Below are 23287 nucleotides of genomic sequence, written 5' to 3'. Positions count from 1 at the left end.
GAGGGTAGTAAGTTTGGACGATATATCGACGAGTATGTTACTCGTAATACTCGTAGTTCTCATCGCTCTTTCTGCATATTTTTCCGGCTCGGAAACGGGCATGATGTCGATCAACCGCTATCGGTTAAGGCATCTGGTGCAAAACAATCATCATGGCGCACGTCGAGTGCAGTTCCTGCTGGAGCGCCCTGACCGGTTAATCGGCCTGATCCTGATTGGTAATAACTTGGTGAATATCGCGGCTTCCTCCATTGCCACTATTTTATGTATTCGTTGGTTTGGGGATGCAGGTATTGTCATCGCAACGCTTGCACTTACGCTGATCATATTAATTTTTGCGGAAGTGACACCAAAAACTATTGCAGCTTTACACCCTGAACGAATCGCATTCCCCAGCTCTCTGATTTTGCGACCGCTACTTATTGGCATGTATCCTTTCGTGACCAGTGTAAACTTTATTACCAACACATTTATGCGAATATTAGGCGTTGACCCTAAACGCGCACAAGTTGGTGATGCACTCAACTCCGAGGAGCTTCGTGCGGTGGTGAACGAGGCAGGAAACATGATTCCAGCATCTCACCAAGAGATGCTTTTGAGCATCTTAGACTTGGAAAAGGTAACCGTCGAAGATGTCATGATTCCACGCAACGAAATCGTTGGAATTGACATCAACGATGACTGGTCTCGGATCATTAAGAAAATCGAACATGCGCAACATACCCGAGTACTGCTATACCGCAACGATATCGATGATGCCGTAGGATTTCTCCACGCACGCGATGTCATGCGTCTCATGACCAAAAACCAATTTGAAGCCGATAAAGCGACACTCGTTCGTGCAGCACGGGATATTTACTTTATTCCCGAAGGCACACCGCTTAACGTACAGCTACTTAAGTTTCAGCACCGCAAGGAACGTATTGGCTTGGTCGTTGACGAGTATGGCGATATTCAAGGACTCGTTACTCTCGAAGATATTCTGGAAGAAATTGTCGGTGACTTTACCACATCGATGGCACCGCAACCGAGCGAAACAGCCGTTGCCCAGCCTGACGGAAGCTATCTAGTTGAGGGAGCTGCGAACCTTCGTGAGCTTAACAAAGAAATGAATTGGCACTTTCCTACGGATGGCCCGAAAACGCTCAGTGGATTGGTGATAGAACAGTTCGGAGACATTCCCCATGCACGACTGAGTCTACGACTAGGCGGTTACCCGGTGGAACTCATTGAAGTCGGCGACACGATGATTAAACAAGTGCGCGTTTTACCTCAGCACTTTAAAGAACCTAGTTCGGCCAGCGGTGAATAATGCCGCTGGCTAGTATGTGACGCTTACCAATCAAAAAACAAGTTATACAGCCAACCATGTTTCAGATCGTCCTCACAGGTTTTGAGTTGCGTAGCGTATCGCAGTGAACGACTTTTCACTTGTTTTGATACTTTCACAAGCCAAGGCTTACTGAGATAGGTTTTACGAGCATATCCCCCCCATCCCTCGTGGTAATTCAAATACTGCGCATAAGCATCCCACTTCGACACGCCGTTGATTTCATAGCTCTTATAGATAAACCATCCCATAAAATCGACTGCATCCTCAAAGTCGCTTCTGCTCGCCCAACCGTTTCCTGTTTCGCGTTGGTAATCTTCCCACGTCATATCCTTGGCTTGCGAGTAACCATATGCCGAGCTCACCCGCCCCCAGGGTATAAAGCCAAGAAAATAGTACCGCGGTGGCACAGCATCATGTTTAAAGGAGCTTTCTTGGTACATCATCGCCATGGGAACATGGATGGGCACTCCCCAACGTTCGCGGGCATCAGCGGCCGCGTGATACCAGTCGTTGTGCTCCTCAAAAATGTCACAGATGTTTTCAGGTGACTGAGGCGGGGGTGTCGCGCAACCTGTTAACGCAGCCGTTAAGACGACAGAGGCTATCAATGAGCTACGTTGATAAAATTTTTTTTGCATGATTTTGAACTTTTTAATGACACACGTATCAGAGTAAACGTTATGTTGTGTTCACCCCTGAACTGTTTGGCGCAGCGGCTTTCCGTTGCGCCTTTTTCTATTATGCATTACTAAGACTCAGTAGTTCACTAACGCCCTGAACACTTCGCTTTTTCGAAATAGTCACGCAAGAACGTATCAAAATCAACTACATTATCCGACGCTTTACGCTCCGCAAACTTTTTCTCCGAGCTTTGCTTCCATTGTAAAAAGTCGTTTTTAGTAAAAAATTCATACGAGGCTTCACTGAACATCCGCTTATATTTAAGCGCTAGCTCTTTTCCAAGTCGACTTGCGTCCCAATTGTTGCTACGCAATATCTCCAGTACTTGCCCCGACAAAGTAAGCTCAGGATTCAGGACACAGGGATATAGCGACTCGATAGCTTCAACATACCCAGACTCAGAGTGCGGAGACAAATCCATCGTACGCGCTAAAGCAGCAAGTTCGGCAAAGAGTTCTTCAAGCCAATCAGTCATCAGGCGATCATGCCCATTTTGCCTCAAACTCAGCGATGGATTACGTCCTTGCATCACTACTTTGTTAAAGTTCTGGTCTGTTTCTTGTTGGGCATCCCAATCCATTGGCGCGCTTTCTGACAGCAGACAGTAGAGCAGCAACAGATCCAAGAATTTTATTTGTTGCGCGGTAATACCCACTTCACTAAATGGGTTTACATCCAATGCGCGAACTTCAATATACTCGACCCCACCGCGCTCAAGTGCTTGTGTCGGTGTTTCACCACCTTTTGCCGTGCGCTTTGGTCGAATAGGCGAGTAAAACTCATTTTCAATTTGCAAAATATTACTGTTCAACTGACGGTACTCACCCGCCTCTTTAACACCAATGGATTTAAAGTTTTGCGATGGTGTTGTAATAGCACGACGTAAGCCTGCAACATACTCGTCTAAGTTGTTGTAGGTGATTTTTAAACTGGCTTGCTCTTTATTGGTGTAACCCAGATCACTCATGCGCAGCGAAGTGCCGTAAGGCAAATAGCAGGTACCTTTACCCAGTTTAGCGAAGTCCCATTCGGTTAACTTACTCTCTGTTTGGGTCTGTGTAAAAAAGGACTCGCAGAGTGCCGGTGAAGCACCGAACAAAAATGGGATAACCCACGATAAACGTTTATAGTTTCGAATCAATGCAAAGTACTTTCCCGAACGAAATGCGGCGTTATCTTCAATCTGTTCATCTTTAGCGATTGCTGTCCACAATGCTTCTGGCACAGAGAAGTTAAAATGCACGCCAGAAATAATCTGCATGGTTGCACCGTAGCGGTGGGTCAAGCCCACGCGGTATAAAGACTTCATCCGTCCAGAATGTGAATCGCCAAATTTGGCAACCCTAATATCTTTATCCGAGCCAATATAACACGGCATACTCAACGGCCACAGCAACTCATCACCGAGCGACTGAAAGGTATGAGTATGAATGTCCTTAAGTTGCGACAAAGTCGTGCGAATAGATTCAGCAACGGGTGTGATAAACTCCAATAGATTTTCTGAGTAATCCGTCGTAATGGTGTCGTGCGTGAGCGTTTTACCGAGTGCTTCTGGATGATCCGTGGGTGCCAGCGTACCATTTTCTAATACGCGTAAAGCTTCACGCTCGATGCCACGATGAATACCTTCCCAAATAGCAGATGAGTGGTTTTCTGTGAGCTCGGTGATTTTTCGTTCGAATTGAGTTTGCAAAAGGGACTCCGATACTACCTTTTTTGACGCATGCGGTTAGCTTACTTAGATTTACTTCACACGTCCATGATTGGCTTAATAAACTTGGCGTTAAGGCGATGTCATGGCACACTTAACAAGCACCTTTTTATTTCACAGCGTTTGGCAAGTGGCGAATGACAACATTCTGGACACGGTTTCAAATAGGCTTTATTGCCTTTCAACTCATTAGCATCATTAGCTATCTGATTTTACCCGCACCGTTTAGTGATTACGTATTACTGACTTCGGTTGTTGTTGGATTAATAGCAGGCACCGTCATCTACACTTGGACGCGTCAGACATCGCTGACATCACCGCTGCGCCAACCTTTTCTAACCGCAAGTTCACAACAACTTTTGCAACAGGTGTTTAACGATCTACCAACGCGTGTCTATTGGCGCAATAGCGATTTAGAGTTTCTTGGTGGCAATGATGCTTTTCTGCGCGATATTCAATGCAGCACTGAAGCGCTTGAAGGAAAGCGTGATGACCAATTAGCATGGTTGGCGAAAAACCCCATACTGCAGGAGCGTGACCGTCTCACGCTCGAGCACGGCCTAGCGTCATGCAATGCGGAAATTGAGTTGAATTTAGCAAATAACACACGCTATATAGAGCACTCCAGCGTCCCTCTCTATGACGACCAAAAAAATGTCATCGGCATCATCGGTAGTTACTACGATATTTCGTCAATTAAGTCGGTTGCAGAGCAAATGGAGCAAGCGAAGGAGTCAGCAGAGCAAGCGAATGTTGCCAAAGGCGAGTTTCTTGCCAACATGAGCCATGAAATTAGAACGCCCATTAACGCCATTGTAGGCATGGCCAACCTTTGCCTAAAAACGCAGTTATCAGAAAAACAAAAGCGCTATATAAAAGTAATCGACTCATCGTCGCAAGCGCTGCTTGGCGTGATCAACGATATTTTAGATTTCTCAAAAATTGACGCAGGCAAGCTCAGTATCGAACGTATTCCTTTTGATCTACAAGACGTTCTGACCTCTTTAGCGGACATGTTTGCCTACAAAGCATATGACAAGGATCTTGAGTTTATCATCAACCTACCCGCCAATATTCCGACCCGACTATTTGGCGACCCTTTGCGCTTGAATCAGGTATTAGTCAATTTAGTTAGCAACGCTATTAAATTCACCGAAGATGGCGAGATCAATGTTGCCGTTACGTTGCTCGATAAAAATACCGATAAAGTCTGGTTACGCATATCCGTCACCGATACAGGTATTGGGATGGACGAAGAACAACGCGCAAACCTGTTTAAAGCGTTCACGCAAGCGGACTCCTCAACGACGCGCAAATACGGTGGTACGGGGCTGGGTTTAGCGATTTCACGCCGGTTAATCCAACTCATGGGTGGCGATATTGGCGTTACTAGCGGTGTAGGTCAAGGCTCCACCTTTTATATTGAGTTAACCTTGCCGATGCAACCTGAGCAAGACGACTCACACCACCAATACTTGATCCAAAAGTTACGTGGCAAGCGAGTACTCGCCATTGATGACAACCTAAGCACGCGTGAAATGATTCAAGAAATGCTGCGCAGCTACCAAGTCGATGTCCGTGTTTGCAGAACAGCCGAACAGGCGCTCGATATTCTACGCGAAGATCTAGAACCCTACGATGTACTATTGGTGGATTGGCGTCTGCCAGGAATGGACGGTCTATCGTTGTGCCAACGTGTGTATCAATCACTCGCTAGCGAGGCGCCTAAGATGATTCTGGCGACCGGATATTATGCTGAAGAGATGAGTGAGCAGGCAGCCGCAGCTGGAATATCCGATATTCTCTCGAAGCCTTTTACAGCAACCACACTCGGTCATAGTCTCGCCACCACGTTATATAAACGAGACGATAGCATATCATCAAAAGACGCTCCGGCGACCAACCTACCCGATGCGATTCAAGGCGCCCCTATCCTACTGGTTGAGGATAATGAGATTAACCAGCAGGTGGCGCTTGAGCTACTGAAAAGCCAAGGTTTTAAAGTTGATATCGCCGAACATGGACAGGCAGCATTAGACGCCATCGAACAAAAACAGTACGCATTGGTGTTAATGGATATTCAGATGCCGGTCATGGATGGCCTTACTGCCGCCAAAAAAATACGCTCTTACTATGACTACAAACAGCTCCCGATCCTCGCGATGACAGCTAACGCCATGAGTGGTGACGAAGAGCGTTCACTCTCTGCGGGCATGCAAGGGCACATTGCTAAGCCGATCGATGAAAAGCAATTAATTAAGGCAATTATTAAGTGGTGTGTGCCCGGTCATTATGAAGATGAGCCGACACAACCAGCCGATTTAGAAGAAGCATCAGAACACGCCCAAGCAGATGAAAAGCGAATTCGTTATCCGCAGGTAAAAGGTATTCAGTTCGAACAAGCACTTGCTCGATTACAGCACAATGTTCCCTTATACCTTCGTCTTGTTGAGCAATTGTTTAATGAGTATCAGAACAGCGCCATGAAAGTGTCTGATTTCATTACACGCGGACAACATGAAAGCGCTCGTCGCTATTTTCACTCGCTAAAAGGTGCTGCCGCCAACTTAGGATTAGAAGCGTTGCAGACGCGAGCTGCGGACCTAGAAAAGCATATGGCAGCGGGTAATATAGATAAAGTTGCCGACACTATTACTGGGTTAGAAAAATCATTAAACCATGCGCACCAAGCAGCCAATGATCTAGCGGCGATTTATCAACATCAACAACAGGAGCAATCATGATTCGCTTTATGTTCATCATTCCGCTTGTTTTGAGTTTGCTTTGGTTGGTTTACTTAAAGGCTCACGGTTGGACTTTAAAACAAGGACAGAAAGGATTCATTTATATTGTCGTTGTTAGCGCAGTGATTGCAGTGTTTTACACAGTCATGATGTGGCTTACGGGTCGAGGTAACCTGTAAGCCACATCAACCTCAGACGTTAGACCAATGCAAGTAAAATACCCGCCGCAACAGCAGAGCCTAACACGCCTGCGACATTAGGTCCCATCGCGTGCATCAGCAGAAAGTTACTTTGGTTTGAGTCTAATCCAACTTTATTGACAACGCGGGCAGCCATTGGAACCGCCGACACCCCTGCAGCCCCAATTAATGGGTTGATGGGCTCTTTACTGAATTTCCCCATCAGTTTTGCCATTAAAATGCCGCTGGCGGTACCTATCGCAAATGCAATTGCACCAAGTATTAGAATGCCTAATGTTTGGAAGCTCAAGAACTGTTCGGCTTGCAACTTCGATCCAACTGCTAAGCCCAAGAAAATCGTCACAATGTTGATGAGATCGTTCTGCGTGGTCTTTGTTAAACGTTCAACGACGCCCGACTCTCGCATCAGATTACCTAAACAGAACATGCCGACCAACGGTGTTGCACTTGGCAATAATAATAACGTCAATAAAATAACGGCCAAAGGGAAGAAAATCTTCTCGCGACGTCCGACCGGCCGTAGTTGCTTCATCTTAATCTGTCGTTCGGATTCTGATGTGAGTAAACGCATGATCGGCGGTTGTATAATAGGCACTAGTGCCATATATGAATACGCCGCAACAGCAATGGCTCCGAGTAAGTCGGGCGCGAGTCGTGATGCCAAGAAAATAGCTGTCGGTCCATCGGCGCCACCGATAATGGATATTGCCGCAGCATCGGCCATCGAAAATTCAATGCCAGGCACAAAGTTTAGTGCAATCGCACCGAACAAAGTTGCAAAGATACCAAACTGCGCAGCACCACCCAGTAGCATCATTTTTGGATTAGCAAGCAGTGGACCAAAGTCGGTCAAAGCCCCCACCCCCATGAAGATAATGAGCGGGAACATGCCGGTATCAATACCTACTTTGTAGACGTAGTAAAGTACGCCCCCCGCCTCGGTAAAACCAGCAAGAGGGATATTGGCTAATATCGCACCAAAGCCGATAGGCAATAACAGCAGCGGCTCAAACTTTTTAGCAATGGCCAAGAACAGCAGGATACCGCCGACGATAATCATCGCAGTTTGCCCTACGGTAATCGCTGATAATCCGGTGGTTTGCCATAACAACGTAAGCTTATCCATGGATTACCCCAGCGTTACCAATTCATCGTCGACCGACACGGCATCGCCTTCCTTAACATGGACACTGCTGACAGTACCACCCTGCTCGGCTTTGATGTCGGTTTCCATTTTCATCGCTTCCATGACGATAAGCACATCACCCGCACTGACCTCATCGCCCTCACTGACATTGACCTTGAAGATATTACCGGCCAAAGGCGCAGCGACAGTCGTACCTTCTCCCGTCGGAGCGTTGTCATCGGAGCTGGATTGCGGCGCAGGTTGAACAGCTTCAAGCTCACCTGCAGCACTAACCGATACTTGGTAAGTCTTGCCATTGACCGCTACATCATAATGCTCGGTACCGCCCTGCGCTGGGCTGCTGGCACTTGCGCTCGAAGCACTCTGCTTAGGCTTTTCAGCGGCTTTAGGTTCATCCGCGGATGGCGCTGGTTCAAACGCATCGGGATTATCACGGTTCTGTAAAAACTTCAGACCGATTTGCGGAAATAAAGCATAGGTCAGCACGTCATCGACGACGTTATCTGCCAGCCGAATACCATCTGCTTTCGCTTTTTCATTCAGCTCTTGAGTCAGCTTTTCGAGCTCATCATCAATTTGATCGGCAGGACGGCAAGTAATCGCCTCGCCGCCTTCAAGCACACGTTGTTGCAACTCCTTGTTGACTGGTGCGGCAGTGGCTCCGTATTCGCCTTTTAATACCGCCGCAGTCTCCTTTGATATATTGGCATAACGCTCTTTACCTAGCACATTGAGCACCGCTTGCGTACCGACAATTTGCGAAGTGGGCGTAACCAATGGGATGAAGCCCAGATCCTCGCGTACTTTCGGGATCTCTTCTAATACTTGATCAAACTTATCCAGCGCGTTCTGCTCTTTAAGTTGGTTTTCCATATTCGTGAGCATACCGCCAGGTACTTGCGCCAATAAGATACGCGCGTCGACTCCTTTTAGAGAGCCTTCAAATTGAGCATATTTTTTCCGCACATCACGGAAATAACTGGCTATGTCCTCAAGCTCAGTAAGTGATAAACCGGTATCTCGATCAGAGCCTTCCGTCATCGCCACCAGCGTTTCTGTCGGCGAGTGCCCGTAGGTCATACTCATCGGCGAAATAGCTGTATCCAACATATCAATGCCCGCATCAATCGACTTTTGGTAAGTCGCGACACTGAGACCGGTTGTCGCATGACACTGCATCGCGATTGGTAAATCAGTCTTTTCTTTTAATGCTGACACCAGTTCAAACGCGTCATTGGGTCGTAGTAAGCCAGCCATATCTTTAATACATAAGGAGTCACAGCCGAGGTCTTCAAGTTCTTGTGCCATCTCGACCCATTTTTCCAATGTGTGCACCGGCGACACGGTATAGGACATGGTGCCTTGCGCATGACCGTCTACGTCTTTTGCCGCTTTAATTGCAGTCTTCAAATTCCGCACGTCGTTCATTGCATCAAAAATACGGAACACGTCGACACCATTCTCGCGCGCGCGCTCCACGAAGCGACGGACGACATCATCAGCGTAATGGCGGTAACCCAATAGATTCTGACCCCTCAACAACATCTGCTGGCGGGTGTTGGGCATGGCTTCTTTAAGTTTTCGAATGCGTTCCCAAGGATCTTCACCTAGATAGCGAATACAGGCGTCGAATGTTGCACCGCCCCACGACTCTACCGACCAAAATCCAATCTTATCGATTTTGTCCGCAATCGGTAGCATATCCTCGAGTCGCAGCCGCGTTGCAAGTAATGACTGATGGGCGTCTCTAAATACAAGCTCAGTTAACTTAAGGGGCTTGCTCATATGGAACTCTCCTCGTTATTCGCGTTATTTTTTGCGTTGGGTACGGTAGGCATGAACGGCTGCTGAAATCGCTGCCACAGTGTCATCAGAAGGTTGATTACCCGCTTTAGCATGCTTACGTGCGCTTCGAGGCGTCGGTTCATGGGTTGCACCTTTAGGCAGGTATTTTGCCATCATCGACATGCAAAAAATTAACAGCAATAAAAAGGCGATAACGGATGTCATCCCCACAGCCATAATTTCCGCAGCATTTATAAATAACTCAGACACGACTACTCCTTGCGGATTTCCGTACAATTGTTATAAAAATATTAAATACTATGCTAACAGGCTTAGCAAGCGGATAAAGGGGCATATACTGACTATTCAGAATATAAATGAGTGGAAATGAAAAATTATTATTTATAAATCAATAGGATAAAGGATAAGAAATAAAAATCAGCAAATCGACTAGCGGATAACTTAATTAGCGGGATTACATGAAATACTTGGAGATGGCGCGCTCGGGAGGACTCGAACCTCCAACCGCCTGGTTCGTAGCCAGGTACTCTATCCAGTTGAGCTACGAGCGCGTATAATGCAGTGTTTGGTTATTGAAATATGGCGCGCTCGGGAGGACTCGAACCTCCAACCGCCTGGTTCGTAGCCAGGTACTCTATCCAGTTGAGCTACGAGCGCAAACATTATTTCAATCAACGTTAAGTATATGGCGGAGAGGGAGGGATTCGAACCCTCGATAGGGCTACAAACCCTATACTCCCTTAGCAGGGGAGCGCCTTCAGCCACTCGGCCACCTCTCCCTAACGTTGTGGCGTGCATTCTAGCGAGACTGACAATAATGTCAATTGCTTTTTTCCCTTTTTGTAACCAAGCGTGGGATATTTAACCATCTCGACGGTTTTTTAGTCAAAACCAGCCAAAAACTAAAAAAGCCAGCATTAAGCTGGCTTTAAGTCTGCGGAACAGTTAGTAGAAAAGTTATTCTTTATCCGGCTTCTCCTCATCCGTCTCTGACTGGATCCGCATATAAATTTCTTCTCGATGCACAGAGACGTCTTTGGGTGCGTTGACGCCGATTCGAACTTGATTACCTTTAACACCTAACACTGTGACCGAGACATCATCTCCTATCATCAGCGTTTCGCCTACACGGCGAGTCAAAATTAACATACCCTACTCCTTAAATACTGTTCCGCGTTCAGCTTGATTAAGAACGGTTCCTTGAACGTAAATAGCTAAATCTACCTTTGAGTGTAACAAGTTATCTTTTCATTACACTATACTGACTATAATAAATTCAAGTTATTTTTTGAATGACTGCTCTAACCAACTAGTAGCCGTAGCTAATGCCTCACTCAAATGTTCTGGGTTAGACCCGCCAGCTTGCGCCATATCGGGACGCCCACCACCTTTACCGCCAACGACATTGGCTGCTTGGTTAACTAAATCACCGGCTTTCACAATCGATGTTAAATCTTTAGTTACGCCCGCTATCAAACTTACTTTTGAGCCTTGCGCAGTTGCTAATAGTACGACGCCAGACCCTAATTGGTTCTTTAAGTCATCCACAATACCACGCAATGCTTTCGCTTCTGTATCCTCAAGCTGAGCGACTATGACTTTATGACCGTTCATTTCAACGGCTTGCTGGACTAAGCCACCGCCAGCTTGCTGAGCGAGTTTCTGTTGTAATTGTTCGGCTTTCCGCTCGAGTTCACGATATTTGCTTTGAAGCTGATCGACTTTACCAAGCAAACCCGTTTCGTCGGTTTTAAAGTCAGCCGTCAATTGATTGAGTATCGCTTGCTGGTTCGCCATAAATTCGAACGCAGCGGCGCCTGTAACGACTTCTAAGCGACGAACTCCAGACGCAATACCTGTTTCATGAGTAATTCGGAATAACCCAATATCGCCTGTTGCAGCCACATGTGTGCCGCCACACAGCTCCATCGAAAACTCACCCATTCGCACGACTCGAACATCGTCATCGTACTTTTCACCAAACAACGCCATCGCACCTGCTTTCTTCGCTTCATCGATATTCATCACTTGCGTTGTTAGTCGAACATTCTTGCGAATCTGTTCATTAACGACACGCTCAAGCTCGGTAATTTGCGCTTTCGTAAGGGGCTCAAAATGAGCAAAGTCAAAACGCATGCGCTCAGCCTCAACAAGCGAGCCCTTCTGTTGTACATGGTCGCCGAGAATGTCTCGTAACGCAGCATGCAACAGGTGAGTCGCCGAGTGATTACGACGAATGTTAGCGCGTCGTTCGGAGTCAATTTCTGCCGTAACGGCATCGCCTAGTTTTATCGTACAGTCCGCCTGACCATGATGCGCAATCGCTTTACCAATATATTGCGTATCCGTGACCTCAAAGCGACCTTGATTTGCTAGCAATACACCGGTATCACCGACTTGGCCACCGCTCTCAGCGTAAAACGGCGTGTTAGCCAGCACCACAACACCCTGCTGGCCCGCTTCAAGTGATTCAACCGCTGTTCCTTCATGAAATAGCTCAACTACAGTCGTTTGCGCTTTGTCTTCAGTATAGCCGTCAAAAACTGACTTCGTGGTCGCTTTTACCTGAGCATTATAGTCGACACCAAATTGTGACGCCTTCTGGGCACGCTCACGCTGCGCTTGCATGGCGGCGTTAAAGCCTTCCTCGTCAATCACCAGTTCGTTCTCGCGCGCGATGTCTGCGGTTAAGTCCATCGGAAAGCCGTACGTATCATATAGCTTGAACACCACCTCACCATTTAGCGTGTTGCCCGATAGCTGCTTAATCTCGTCATTAAGAATCGCTAAGCCGCGTTCAAGTGTTTTCTCAAACTGCTGTTCTTCACGCTTCAATGCGTCTTCAATAATATGACGTTTTTCAACCAACTCGGGGTAGGCTTCACCCATCAGCTTGACCAGTTCGTCGACCAACTGGTAGAAAAACGTTTGTTTAGCACCCAGTAAATTGCCGTGACGGACTGCTCGACGGATAATACGGCGGAGCACATAACCTCTTCCCTCGTTCGATGGCATGACACCATCGGCGATTAGAAACGAGCAAGAGCGAATATGGTCAGCAATAACACGTAGCGATTTACTGCTTAAGTCACTGACGCCAATAATGTCGGCACTGCGTTTGATGAGTGCTTGGAACGTATCGATTTCATAATTGCTATGCACACCTTGCAAAATAGCGGCAATACGCTCTAATCCCATACCTGTATCGATCGAGGGGTTGGGTAACGGCTCCATGGTACCGTCCGCTTGGCGGTTATACTGCATGAAGACCAAGTTCCAAATTTCAATATAACGGTCACCGTCCTCTTCAGGCGTTCCAGGAGGCCCGCCCCACACTTCTGGACCATGATCATAAAAGACTTCCGAACAGGGACCGCAAGGACCCGTATCCCCCATCGACCAGAAGTTATCTTTAACGCCTATACGGGAAATGCGATCCTCAGGCACACCGATGTGCTTAGCCCAAATATCGTAGGCTTCATCATCTTCTTCAAATACGGTGACCCACAGTTTTTCGGCCGGAAGTTGTAGCTCTTGGGTTAAAAAGTGCCACGCAAATTCAATGGCTTCGGTCTTAAAGTAGTCACCGAAGCTGAAGTTTCCAAGCATTTCGAAAAAGGTATGATGACGAGCCGTGTACCCGACATTCTCAAGGTCGTTATGTTTACCACCAGCGCGCAAGCAACGTTGTGCAGAGGTCGCTCGGGTGTAGTTTCGCTTATCAGTACCTAAGAACACATCTTTAAAAGGCACCATACCCGCATTAGTAAATAATAATGTGGGGTCATTAGCAGGAATCATTGAGGCGGAGGGTACCCGTTGGTGACCTCTTTGCTCAAAAAACTGAATAAATTTTTCTCGAATTTCAGCGCTTGTAATGCTCATTAAACACCCTGTTTTTTGCACGCATTTGTCATAATTTATGATCCCCTAGATTACCATGTGAAGGTTTTGATCACTAGTCATCATCATGCGCTTGTATTGCAAATTTGATGTGTTCTTGCGAAAAGCCGCGTTGCATCAAAAATCGTGCTCGTTTGGCCCAGTCTTTGCGATCACTCGGTTGTGTCGAGCCAAACTTGCTTTGATAAACCTGCTGACATAGCTCAAACCAGTCCACTTCTAATCGTTGCAAAGCTTGTTCAATAAGTGCTTTATCGACGCCACGCTGTTGCGTTGCCTGTGCCACAATTTTGGTTCGTCCTTGTCGCTGCATGACTTTTTCTCGTGCAAAGCTCTGAGCAAAACGTTCATCGCTTTGCCAGCCCTCTTCTTGCATGCGATCAACAACCTGCTCCACAAGCGGGCGTTCAAAGCCGCGTTGGCTCAGTTTGTAAATTAATTCAAAACGACTATGCTCTCGCTTAGTTAATAGTTTAAAACATTTCTCTCTGAGCACCTGCTCATCATCATGTGAACTTTTCAAACTGTATTTACTCCAACGTACAACCGAATAGCAAAGGATAAGCTCTATGAAACCATTTTTTCCTTCACGGAATATTATCATCGCTACCGCGATAGCAGTACTCGCCAGTGTATCATTCGGCGCTACCGCACAGACTAAAACCGCCGATCAAATTCGAGTGACCGGTGCAGCATCCGCGTCAGCAGTGCCAGATCAAGTCAGTCTTCAGTTTAGCATCGAGCAACGCGGCGATAAATTGAGTGCCATGAAAGGTTTAGTAGACCAAACGACAGAAAAGCTATTGCGCGATCTTGTCAAACGAGATGTCCCGGAGCGCAATATTCGTTCTTACCAGCTGCAGGTGTATCCCCAGTATCAAAATGACGACGGGCAAACTAAACAAGACGGTTTCGTGGTCATGCGCGAAATATCTATCACGCTACCCGACATCGAGCAATATGATCAGATCGTAGATTTAGCGCTCGCTCAAGGTGTCACGCGCGTGAGTCAGGTTCGGTTTGAGGTATCAAATCAAAAAGACTTGTATCAACGCGCTCTAGCAGATGCCTTTGCTGCGGCACGTGACAAAGCAGGTCAATTAGCGGGCGTCGCACAACGCGAATTAGGTTCAGTGTTAGAGATTACAGAGCAATCTTATCCACGCCCCGTCGTTTTCCATATGGCTGAGGCACGAATGGACGCCAAGTCTCCATCGATGCCCGGCGAGCAGCAAATTGAAGCTCGCCTAGAGGTCGTTTTCTCGCTCAAATAACAGGTAAAGCAATATCTGCTGGCACTTGGTGACTAACGCAGTGTAGTCCACCCCCACCCAGTACGAGTTCACGCGCTGGGTGGCTAACCACTTTCCTATTGCCAGCATAGCGTTGAATAACATCCAACGCAGGTTCGTCCGTACTGAGATCAAATTGTGGAACAACAATCACCTTGTCAGTCGCAATGAGATTCGTATAGCTACAACAAATCGGTAAGCTCAGATCGCGTACAAGACTTTGACTATCGCTAATAATGCCAGCTCGATCCTGAGCTAGCGGTTGTTGTGGCTTCGGTAATGGCAGAGGCACTTTGGTGATTTCCGGTGGAAGCTGTTCAATAACCTCTGCTAACTTTTGACAAGTTAAAAAGTCTGGATGAGTCGGATCTTCAGTTGCACAATATAACAGCACGTCATCAGCAATGAACAAAGCGAGATTATCCATGTGCCCACTCGTTTCATCAGCGCTCAGCTTGCCATCAAAAAAGTAGACTTCGAGTCCAGCTAAATTTTTCTCGACACGACGTGACAGTTGTTTCACAGTCAATTCGGGTTGTCTTGATTTCAGCGCCGCCAAGCCCATCAAAGCCACTTGGCCATTATGAGTCAGCATGCCACCCTCACCAATCAATTTGGATACTGGATACAGCTGTTCAGCAAATAACTGTTCGGGCAACTGGCTGTCTTGCTCTATGGTCTGTTGCACATCCCCCCAACCGTCAAATTCCATCAATAGCCCACGCCATTTGCCTGACTCTTCTTGATACCAAAGCGGCAGAATATCGCGCATCCAAATATCATCGTATGAGACCGTCTGCGGAGTCAGTAAACAAATAGGGTGGTACTGCCGTAACAGCTGCGCGAGCGATTCGATACACTTACGCGCAGGGCGCGCAGACTGTCGCCACACGTCACGACGGTAGGGCTGAGCCAACACAATCTGCTGGCCCGGAGCAAAATCTGGGCGCCAATAAACCATCATCAGCCTGCTTATTTACGCTTATTCTTGTTTACACGTTGTGCTTCGCGTAAGCGGTCCTTGCGCTTAGACGTCGCTTTGCGGATTTTTGCGAACTTACGCTGCTTAGATTCCTGATGACGCGGATCAACGAAGGATTTATCTTCTGGCGGCAATCCCACCTTTGCGCGTAATTCATTAACCTGATCGAGTTCAAGCTCACTCCATCCCCCTTGAGGGAGGCCTGACTCAAGCTTGATGTCGCCGTAGCGCACTCGAATCAAGCGGCTCACTTGAACTTCTTGGCTTTCCCACAAGCGTCTAACTTCACGATTCCGACCTTCTTTGAGTGTCACGTGGTACCATCGGTTCATGCCTTCACCACCGCCGACCGCTTTTATGGTATCGAAGTGCGCCAGCCCATCCTCAAGTTGAACCCCCTTCTTGAGGCGATTAATCATGGCGTCGGTCACCTCACCGAAAATACGTACGGCGTATTCCCGCTCGACTTCTTGACTCGGGTGCATTAACCGATTAGCAAGCTCGCCATCCGTCGTAAAAAGAAGCAGGCCAGAAGTATTCACATCCAAACGACCGACAGCAACCCACCGTGCTCCACTCATCCGCGGAAGACGCTCATAAACTGTTGGCCGACCTTCGGGATCTTTTCGGGTGCACAATTCGCCTTCTGGCTTGTGATAGGTCAAAACACGGCAGACAACTGAGTTTTCCGACTTAATCACGACCTCATGACCGTCTATACGGACTGACGCATCGGCATCAATTCGCTCACCCACCTGCGCTACCTTGCCATTCACACGGATGCGGCCAGCACCGATCATCGCCTCAATTTCGCGTCGTGAACCATAGCCAGAACGGGCCAATACTTTTTGTAACTTCTCAGTCATGAAGATCGTCTCTCTCAGTTATCGCTGTCTCAGCGGTAGTCTCATCAGAAAAATCAATCGATGGTAATTCTGACAAGTTTGTTAAATTAAAATCATCCAAAAATTGCGCAGTGGTGCCATAAAGCTGCGGTCGTCCAGGCACTTCTTTTTGCCCAACAACCGCGATCCACTGTCGCTCTTGTAATGTTTTAATAATATTCGAACTTACGCTAACACCCCGCACCTGCTCAATTTCACCTCGCGTAATTGGCTGCCGATAAGCAATGAGAGCCAAGGTTTCTAACAAGGCTTGCGAATAACGTGTAGGCCGCTCTTGCCACAAGCCAGCGAGTAACTCGCCAAACTCTGGGCGTGTCTGAAAACGAAAGCCAGATGCTACATTAACTAACTCAATGCCACGGTCATGGTAGTCGTCTTGCAAACTTTTAATGGCGCCTTTCACCCCATTCAATGATACACCTTGCGCCTCAAACAGCTCATACAGCCGCTGTACAGACAGCGGCTGAGGGTGCGCAAACAATGCAGCTTCAATCAGTTGTTTCAATTGCTTCTTGTTCATCAAAAGAGGCTTTTCTGCGTAGATGAATTTCGCTCATGGGTGTTACTTGTGATAATTCTATCATTGATTCCTTCACAAGTTCCAAAATTGCTAAAAAACTTACCACCGCGCCAGCACGACCCTCGCTTTTATTAAATAACTGTCCAAAGCGCAAATACGGTTGCGTTTGTAATCGCTGCAAGATCTGGCTCATGCGCTCGCGAGTCGATAGCTGTTCACGCTGAATATGATGGTGCGCATTTAATTTAATTTGGTTAAGAATACGGCTAAAGGCCAATGTTAAATCTTCGAGGCTCACTTCAGGTGGCGCTGTAGTAACATGATCACGCGCATTGCTGCTCACTTCGGACAACCACATATCACGGCCGATTTGCGGCTGTTCATCAATATACTCGGCACCGTGCCGAATCGCTTCGTACTCACGTAAGCGGCGCACTAACTCAGCCCGGGGATCGTCTTCTTCATCATCCTCTTGCGGGGGTTTAGGTAGCAATAGTCGACTTTTTATTTCAGCCAGCATCGCGGCCATTACAAGATAGTCAGCCGCCAACTCTAATTTCAACTCTTTCATCATCTCGACGTAGTGAACATACTGCCGAGTGATGGTTAACACGGGAATATCAACGACATCAAACTTTTGTCGACGAATTAAATACAACAGCAAGTCCATTGGTCCGGAAAAGGCATCAAGGATAACTTCGAGCGCATCCGGTGGAATATAGAGGTCTTCCGGCTTTTCAATGACCGGCTCTCCACGTACGAAGCCAAGCGGTAAGGATTGCTGTTCTGCCACGTCCTTGCTATGACTCCATTAAAATTCAAACGGCTGAGTATCACCTGAACCGCCACGAATGACCACGGGGGCGCCCTCAGATAAGTCAACCACAGTCGTTGGTTCTTCGCCTTTATGGCCGCCATCGACAATCAGATCGACACGCTTCTCGAGTTGTTCGCGAATTGTCTCAGGATCGGATTCCGCCAATTCATTATTACCGAGAATCAAGCTCGTCGACATTAAAGGTTCATTGAGCTCTTCCAACAAAGCCAGTGCAATACGATTAGTAGGCACGCGGATACCGATTGTTTTACGTTTTGGATTCAATAGCCGCTTAGGTACTTCTTTAGTGCCTTTAAGAATAAAGGTATAAGGTCCAGGCGTGTTATTTTTCAACAATCTGAATGCATCGTTATCGACTCGAGCGTAGGTCGACAACTCAGAGAGATCACGACACATCAAGGTAAAATTGTGTTCCTTGTCAATGTCTCGGATTTGGCAAATACGGTCGACCGCCTTTTTATCGCCAATTTGACAGCCAATTGCATAGCCCGAATCCGTTGGATAAACCACGATACCACCTTGACGAATGATATCGACGGCTTGCTGGATAAGGCGCTTCTGTGGATTCATCGGATGTACTTCAAAATATTGGCTCATAGCCCCTCCATACCCGAGTGTGGTCTTTAACTGAACCAGTCATTCCATACTGGCACACAAGCATCCGGCAGACAAAGATTTTTGCCTAAATCACGCCACTGCGAAGGATAATGAAAATCAGAGCCTTGCGAAGCCTTTAATTGGAAATCCTTAGCAAATTCAGCTAAAGCTGAGCGCTGACCAAAAGTTTGCTGACCGATGCTGACTTCAATACCATCAAGCCCCCAAGTTTTCGCTTCACCGATGAGCTTTCTCAGCCATTTGTTAGACAGTTGATAGGCATGTGGGTGCGCTAACACTGCGCTACCTCCGGCGTCATGTATCGCTTTAATCGCATGCCCAATTGAACACCACTGCGGCCTTACGTAAGCAAAATTACCTTTGCCGATAAATCGATCAAAGGCTTTTTGAACTTGATCAACATAACCGTGCTGAACGAGCTGATCGGCAATATGCTTTCGGGTAGGAATACCGTCGCTATCAATCTCAACATTGATATCACGGGCGGCAAGCTTTTGGATTATCGAATCAATGCGCTCCCGGCGGCGATTTTGCTGCGTTTGCAGCAGCCGCTGTAAGCTTTCACTGCGTGTGTCGACATTCAAGCCAACAATGTGAATTTCAAAATTTTCCCACCAACAGGATAACTCAACCCCCGCCACCAACGTCATATCATAATGCGCTTGCTCAATATACTGCTGAGCTTCATCCACGCCGTCAATATTGTCGTGGTCAGTCAGCGCTAACACCGAAACACTGTTATTGTGTGCCCGATCAATCAACTCGGGCACAGTCAGGCTACCGTCAGAATGCGTACTATGGCAATGTAAATCGATTATCAAATTAAATCCTTGCTGCGAGTTCCGCGCCTTGACGAATCGCACGTTTCGCATCGAGTTCAGCGGCTACGTCAGCGCCGCCAATCAGATGCACGGGTTTGCCCTTTTGCTCTAGCGAAGATTGTAACGCGCGTAACGGAACCTGTCCTGCACAAATAATAATGTTATCCACTTCAATCAGTTGCTCTTTACCATCGCGCTCAATCAATAAACCCTCGGCTGTCACTTTCTTGTACGTCACGCCATTCCACATGTGCACTTTTTTACTTTTCAGTTCAGTACGGTGTACCCAGCCCGACGTTTTACCCAAGCCTTTACCCACTTTGCTCTCTTTGCGCTGTAGCAACCAGACTTCGCGAGGACTGGCTTCGGGGTGTTGCTCTTTTAAACCGCCACGCGTTTCATACGATTTATCGATTCCCCAACGCTCGCTCCAAGCCGATTCATCAAGTGTCAGTTGCTCTTCAGTCGTCAGATACTCTGCCACATCAAAACCAATACCGCCTGCACCAATCAGCGCTACACGTTGGCCGACCGCTTTATGATCACGTAAGACATCCAAATAACTCAACACATGGGGCTGATCGATACCTTCAATATCAACTTGGCGAGGTAGTACTCCGGTGGCCAAGATGACTTCGTCAAAACCACCCTCGGTGAGACTTTCAGCCGATTGTTCCTCACCCAAGACGCGTTTCACCCCCGCGTCTTTTAAGCGCTCATCGAAATAACGTAAGGTTTCGAAAAACTCCTCTTTGCCAGGAATTTGCTTCGCGTAATTAAACTGCCCACCAATGTCGCTCGCTTTATCAAACAGTGTTACATCATGCCCACGCTCAGCGGCGAAGCAAGCAAACGCTAACCCCGCAGGGCCTGCTCCAACCACCGCGAGCCGTTTTGACTGTTGCGTTGGCTGCATTAATAACTCAGTTTCGTAGCATGCGAGTGGATTAACCAGACATGACGCCCGCTTATTCGAGAACACATGATCAAGACACGCCTGGTTGCACGCAATACAGGTGTTTATTTTTTCAGGTTGTTGACGTTGCGCCTTGATCACGAGTTCGGGATCGGCCAATAGCGGGCGTGCCATCGATACCATATCCGCTTGCCCACTGGACAATATATGTTCAGCAATTTCAGGCGTATTGATACGGTTAACAGCCACAACGGGTACTGACAGTGATTGCTTCACACGCTCAGTGATCCATGCAAACGCGCCCCGTGGCACCGACGTCACAATCGTTGGCACACGCGCTTCGTGCCAGCCAATACCGGTGTTGATGATGGTCACTCCGGCTTTCTCAAGCGCTTGTCCTAATTCAATCACCTCGTCGAGCGTATGACCGTCTTCAACCAAGTCCAGCATGGACAATCTAAAAATAATAATAAAGTCCTTACCCACTTGCTCTCGCACGCGATTAACGATTGCAAGTGCTAAGCGACTACGTCCGTTAAAATCGCCCCCCCACTCATCCGTGCGCTTATTTGTGCGTGGGCAGAGAAATTGATTAATTAAATAACCTTCCGAGCCCATAATTTCAACACCATCATACCCTGCTTTCTGAGCCAGCTTGGCACAACGCCCGTAGTGACTAATGGTATTGGTGATTTGTCGCTCACTCATCGCTTTGGGACTAAAAGGCGTGATAGGCGCTTTAATTGCACTCGGAGCAAGAGAGAACGGGTGATAGCTATAACGTCCCGCATGCAAGATCTGCAGGCAAATTTTACTGTCATGCTTATGAACAGCATGCGTAACTTTGCGATGTTTAGCGACGTGCCACGGCTTTGACAGTTCACTCCCCAAAGGCGCCAGTCGACCTCTAAAGTTTGGACTAATACCACCGGTGACAATCAAGCCGACACCGCCCTTAGCACGAGCCTCGTAAAAAGCCGCCAGCTTTTCGAAGCCGTTTTTCTCTTCTTCGAGTCCCGTATGCATTGAACCCATGAGTACGCGGTTTTTTAATTGAGTAAAGCCAAGATCAAGCGGCGTGAAAAGCGTCGGATACTGTTGTGTGTTAGCTACCATCTTCATTATTCTCTATTTTAAACGGGCGTTTAATTTTAGCTCACTCTATACCTTTATAAGTATTTGCTCAAGCCTATCAGTAGTCGTGTTTGTTCGCACGATGGTCGCATTTGTTTTGACCCCTACGGGTAAAAACCTGCTAGTCTGATATGGAAAATTCCAAGGAGAGCGTTATGACTTTAGCAACAAAAACTATCGTAGGCACATTAACTGCGACTTTATTAACAACCGCCTCAGTCATGACATTAGATGCTCAAGCACAGACTCAAGACGTGACAGCGCACCAGCGTTTAATTCCGATTGAATCAAGTAAAACCACTGAGCACAGTGTCGAAATTCGTGGCGAAACTGTTGATTATACGGCAACGGCCGGCACCTTACCGGTATGGAACGACGAAGGTAAACCAACCGCCACGTTGTTCTATACCTATTATAAACGAGAAGACATCGATAACCGTGAAAAACGCCCCATCGTCTATTCATTCAATGGCGGTCCAGGCTCTGCTTCCGTGTGGATGCACTTGGCCTACACGGGTCCTAAAGTCCTCAAGATCAGTGATGAAGGTTACCCTGTACAACCATATGGTGTCGAAGATAACCCGTATTCAATTTTAGACGTTGCTGACATCGTATTTATCAACCCAGTCAACACGGGTTACTCGCGTGTTCTACCCAACGAAGACGGCGAAATGCCCTCACGTGACGCTCAACAAAAAATGTTTTTCGGAGTTAACTCCGACATCCAATATTTAGCCGAGTGGATGAATACCTTCACCTCACGTTATGACCGCTGGCGTTCACCCAAGTTCTTAATTGGTGAAAGTTACGGCACGACACGTGTATCGGGTCTGGCTCACGCTTTACAAAATCAACAATGGATGTACCTCAATGGTGTTGTCCTAGTCTCTCCGACTGAATTGGGTATTGAGCGTAGCGGTCCGGTTGAAGAGGCGAATCGTCTACCCTACTTTGCTGCCGCCGCGTGGTACCACGACGCATTACCAAGCGACCTACAAAGTAAGGATCTGCTAGATGTACTCGACGAAGCGGAGTCATACACACTCAACGAATATCTACCCGCGCTAGCAAAAGGTGCTTCACTGACCCAACAACAACGCGAGCAAATTGCCTCTCAGGTGGCACACTACTCTGGCCTTTCAGAAGAAGCCGTGTTGAGTAATAACTTAGCGCCAAGCACTTGGTATTTCTGGAAAGAACTCTTACGTGACCGCGATCGCACAATTGGTCGTCTGGACTCTCGCTATTTAGGTATCGATGGCAGCCGTTCAGGTGATAGTCCTGACTACAATGCTGAGCTGACTTCATGGTTACACTCGTTCACTCCCGCAATTAACTACTATCTACGCGAAGAGTTAGGTTACAAGACCGATGTGAAATACAATATGTTCGGTCCTGTGCATCCGTGGGATCGCAGCAATAACAACACCGGCAAACAACTACGCGAAGCGATGGCAGCGAACCCTTACCTGAATGTGATGGTACAGTCGGGCTATTTTGACGGCGCGACCAATTACTTTGATGCGAAGTATACAACTTGGCAGTTAGACCGTAGTAAACTGATGCAAGATCGCATTAGCTTTAAAGGGTATCGTAGTGGTCACATGATGTATTTGCGCCGACCTGACCTACAAAAAGCAAATGATGATCTGCGTGAGTTCATTATGAACGCGCTTCCAAAAGAAGGTCAGCCAGCACAATACAAGTAATGCATTTTGGGTGTTGACACCGCGCTC

General features: G+C 47.4%; 20 protein-coding genes and 3 tRNA genes. 5 read left to right on the top strand and 18 right to left on the bottom strand.

The window, feature by feature from the left end; genetic code table 11:
• Positions 1–13 precede the first annotated feature (13 nt).
• On the top strand, positions 14–1312 hold the full coding sequence (locus tag AWU56_RS05920; RefSeq protein ID WP_040488136.1) for an HlyC/CorC family transporter: 1299 nt from the start codon (positions 14–16) through the stop codon (positions 1310–1312).
• A 23-nt stretch (positions 1313–1335) separates the two neighbouring features.
• Here AWU56_RS05920 and AWU56_RS05915 read toward each other — a convergent pair whose 3' ends face one another.
• Positions 1336–1971 carry a transglycosylase SLT domain-containing protein gene (locus tag AWU56_RS05915; protein ID WP_006956606.1) on the bottom strand — a complete coding sequence of 212 codons (636 nt, stop codon included), beginning with the start codon at positions 1969–1971 and terminating at the stop codon, positions 1336–1338.
• A 128-nt stretch (positions 1972–2099) separates the two neighbouring features.
• On the bottom strand, positions 2100–3707 hold the full coding sequence (gene gshA, locus AWU56_RS05910) for a glutamate--cysteine ligase (protein WP_286681999.1): 1608 nt from the start codon (positions 3705–3707) through the stop codon (positions 2100–2102).
• Between the two features lie 155 nt (positions 3708–3862).
• On the opposite strand from gshA, the gene AWU56_RS05905 reads away from it, so the two are divergent.
• Together AWU56_RS05905 and AWU56_RS05900 are read left to right on the top strand one after the other, a co-directional pair.
• A complete protein-coding gene (locus AWU56_RS05905) occupies positions 3863–6469 on the top strand; it encodes a response regulator (RefSeq protein WP_006956602.1) in 2607 nt (868 codons plus the stop codon).
• Entirely contained in the window at positions 6466–6648 is a 183-nt protein-coding gene (locus AWU56_RS05900; protein ID WP_006956601.1) for a hypothetical protein, read from the top strand. The genes AWU56_RS05905 and AWU56_RS05900 overlap by 4 nt, the downstream gene beginning before the upstream one ends.
• Before the next feature lie 19 nt (positions 6649–6667).
• Here the strand turns inward: AWU56_RS05900 and AWU56_RS05895 are convergent, their stop codons facing one another.
• From AWU56_RS05895 to AWU56_RS05855, 9 genes are all read right to left on the bottom strand, one after another.
• Positions 6668–7795 (bottom strand): sodium ion-translocating decarboxylase subunit beta, encoded by a 1128-nt coding sequence (locus tag AWU56_RS05895; protein WP_006956596.1) that lies wholly within the window; start codon positions 7793–7795, stop codon positions 6668–6670.
• Between the two features lie 3 nt (positions 7796–7798).
• Positions 7799–9601 (bottom strand): sodium-extruding oxaloacetate decarboxylase subunit alpha, encoded by a 1803-nt coding sequence (gene oadA, locus AWU56_RS05890; RefSeq protein WP_286681998.1) that lies wholly within the window; start codon positions 9599–9601, stop codon positions 7799–7801.
• Between the two features lie 24 nt (positions 9602–9625).
• Positions 9626–9871 carry an OadG family protein gene (locus tag AWU56_RS05885; RefSeq protein ID WP_286681997.1) on the bottom strand — a complete coding sequence of 82 codons (246 nt, stop codon included), beginning with the start codon at positions 9869–9871 and terminating at the stop codon, positions 9626–9628.
• Between the two features lie 225 nt (positions 9872–10096).
• A tRNA-Arg gene (locus tag AWU56_RS05880) sits at positions 10097–10173 on the bottom strand.
• Positions 10174–10202: 29 nt separating this feature from the next.
• A tRNA-Arg gene (locus AWU56_RS05875) sits at positions 10203–10279 on the bottom strand.
• A 29-nt stretch (positions 10280–10308) separates the two neighbouring features.
• Positions 10309–10401 (bottom strand) — tRNA-Ser (locus AWU56_RS05870).
• Positions 10402–10579: 178 nt separating this feature from the next.
• Positions 10580–10771, bottom strand: coding sequence for a carbon storage regulator CsrA (gene csrA, locus AWU56_RS05865; RefSeq protein WP_006956592.1), 192 nt, complete (start codon positions 10769–10771; stop codon positions 10580–10582).
• A 132-nt stretch (positions 10772–10903) separates the two neighbouring features.
• The gene (gene alaS / locus AWU56_RS05860) at positions 10904–13507 is read right to left on the bottom strand and encodes an alanine--tRNA ligase (RefSeq protein WP_006956591.1); all 2604 of its coding nucleotides are present in this window, start codon (positions 13505–13507) and stop codon (positions 10904–10906) included.
• 73 nt (positions 13508–13580) lie between these two features.
• On the bottom strand, positions 13581–14048 hold the full coding sequence (locus AWU56_RS05855; protein ID WP_286681996.1) for a regulatory protein RecX: 468 nt from the start codon (positions 14046–14048) through the stop codon (positions 13581–13583).
• 46 nt (positions 14049–14094) lie between these two features.
• Here AWU56_RS05855 and AWU56_RS05850 point away from each other — a divergent pair, with 46 nt between their 5' ends.
• Entirely contained in the window at positions 14095–14799 is a 705-nt protein-coding gene (locus AWU56_RS05850; RefSeq protein WP_006956582.1) for an SIMPL domain-containing protein, read from the top strand.
• Here AWU56_RS05850 and AWU56_RS05845 read toward each other — a convergent pair.
• From AWU56_RS05845 to AWU56_RS05815, 7 genes are read right to left on the bottom strand one after another with little or no spacing between them, the layout of a single operon-like run.
• Complete coding sequence (locus AWU56_RS05845; protein ID WP_286681995.1) at positions 14792–15781, bottom strand: agmatine deiminase family protein; 990 nt, start codon at positions 15779–15781, stop codon at positions 14792–14794. The two genes, AWU56_RS05850 and AWU56_RS05845, sit on opposite strands and share 8 nt — an antisense overlap.
• An 8-nt stretch (positions 15782–15789) precedes the next feature.
• Positions 15790–16665: a 23S rRNA pseudouridine(2605) synthase RluB gene (rluB, locus tag AWU56_RS05840; RefSeq protein ID WP_286681994.1), complete on the bottom strand. Its 876-nt coding sequence runs from the start codon at positions 16663–16665 to the stop codon at positions 15790–15792.
• Entirely contained in the window at positions 16658–17224 is a 567-nt protein-coding gene (gene scpB / locus AWU56_RS05835) for an SMC-Scp complex subunit ScpB (RefSeq protein WP_006956576.1), read from the bottom strand. Before scpB ends, rluB begins: the two co-directional genes overlap by 8 nt.
• Entirely contained in the window at positions 17193–18017 is an 825-nt protein-coding gene (locus AWU56_RS05830; RefSeq protein ID WP_006956575.1) for a segregation and condensation protein A, read from the bottom strand. The genes scpB and AWU56_RS05830 overlap by 32 nt, the downstream gene beginning before the upstream one ends.
• 18 nt (positions 18018–18035) lie before the next feature.
• Positions 18036–18659, bottom strand: a complete 624-nt coding sequence (locus tag AWU56_RS05825) for an L-threonylcarbamoyladenylate synthase (RefSeq protein WP_006956574.1) — start codon at positions 18657–18659, stop codon at positions 18036–18038.
• 26 nt (positions 18660–18685) lie between these two features.
• Positions 18686–19501: a PHP domain-containing protein gene (locus AWU56_RS05820; RefSeq protein ID WP_286681993.1), complete on the bottom strand. Its 816-nt coding sequence runs from the start codon at positions 19499–19501 to the stop codon at positions 18686–18688.
• A 1-nt stretch (position 19502) separates the two neighbouring features.
• Positions 19503–21533 carry an NADPH-dependent 2,4-dienoyl-CoA reductase gene (locus AWU56_RS05815; RefSeq protein WP_286682008.1) on the bottom strand — a complete coding sequence of 677 codons (2031 nt, stop codon included), beginning with the start codon at positions 21531–21533 and terminating at the stop codon, positions 19503–19505.
• A 173-nt stretch (positions 21534–21706) separates the two neighbouring features.
• Between AWU56_RS05815 and AWU56_RS05810 the strand changes: the two genes are divergently transcribed.
• Positions 21707–23260: a S10 family peptidase gene (locus AWU56_RS05810; protein ID WP_416361502.1), complete on the top strand. Its 1554-nt coding sequence runs from the start codon at positions 21707–21709 to the stop codon at positions 23258–23260.
• The last annotated feature ends 27 nt before the right edge of the window (positions 23261–23287 follow it).

The sequence above is a fragment of the Idiomarina sp. T82-3 genome (assembly GCF_001577655.1).
In the GTDB taxonomy this organism is placed as follows: Bacteria; Pseudomonadota; Gammaproteobacteria; order Enterobacterales; family Alteromonadaceae; genus Idiomarina; species Idiomarina baltica.
Note: the sequence above shows the minus strand (reverse complement) of the source record. Positions and strands in the feature narration are given on the sequence as shown.

Excerpts from the sequence above, each read along its gene's own strand:
- AWU56_RS05895 (WP_006956596.1), bottom strand. The coding sequence starts at position 7,795 with ATGGATAAGCTTACGTTGTTATGGCAAACCACCGGATTATCAGCGATT.
- AWU56_RS05900 (WP_006956601.1), top strand. The coding sequence starts at position 6,466 with ATGATTCGCTTTATGTTCATCATTCCGCTTGTTTTGAGTTTGCTTTGG.
- oadA (WP_286681998.1), bottom strand. The coding sequence starts at position 9,601 with ATGAGCAAGCCCCTTAAGTTAACTGAGCTTGTATTTAGAGACGCCCAT.
- AWU56_RS05905 (WP_006956602.1), top strand. The coding sequence starts at position 3,863 with ATGACAACATTCTGGACACGGTTTCAAATAGGCTTTATTGCCTTTCAA.
- alaS (WP_006956591.1), bottom strand. The coding sequence starts at position 13,507 with ATGAGCATTACAAGCGCTGAAATTCGAGAAAAATTTATTCAGTTTTTT.
- AWU56_RS05850 (WP_006956582.1), top strand. The coding sequence starts at position 14,095 with ATGAAACCATTTTTTCCTTCACGGAATATTATCATCGCTACCGCGATA.
- AWU56_RS05915 (WP_006956606.1), bottom strand. The coding sequence starts at position 1,971 with ATGCAAAAAAAATTTTATCAACGTAGCTCATTGATAGCCTCTGTCGTC.
- AWU56_RS05815 (WP_286682008.1), bottom strand. The coding sequence starts at position 21,533 with ATGGTAGCTAACACACAACAGTATCCGACGCTTTTCACGCCGCTTGAT.
- AWU56_RS05845 (WP_286681995.1), bottom strand. The coding sequence starts at position 15,781 with ATGATGGTTTATTGGCGCCCAGATTTTGCTCCGGGCCAGCAGATTGTG.
- AWU56_RS05825 (WP_006956574.1), bottom strand. The coding sequence starts at position 18,659 with ATGAGCCAATATTTTGAAGTACATCCGATGAATCCACAGAAGCGCCTT.
- csrA (WP_006956592.1), bottom strand. The coding sequence starts at position 10,771 with ATGTTAATTTTGACTCGCCGTGTAGGCGAAACGCTGATGATAGGAGAT.
- rluB (WP_286681994.1), bottom strand. The coding sequence starts at position 16,665 with ATGACTGAGAAGTTACAAAAAGTATTGGCCCGTTCTGGCTATGGTTCA.
- AWU56_RS05810 (WP_416361502.1), top strand. The coding sequence starts at position 21,707 with ATGACTTTAGCAACAAAAACTATCGTAGGCACATTAACTGCGACTTTA.
- scpB (WP_006956576.1), bottom strand. The coding sequence starts at position 17,224 with ATGAACAAGAAGCAATTGAAACAACTGATTGAAGCTGCATTGTTTGCG.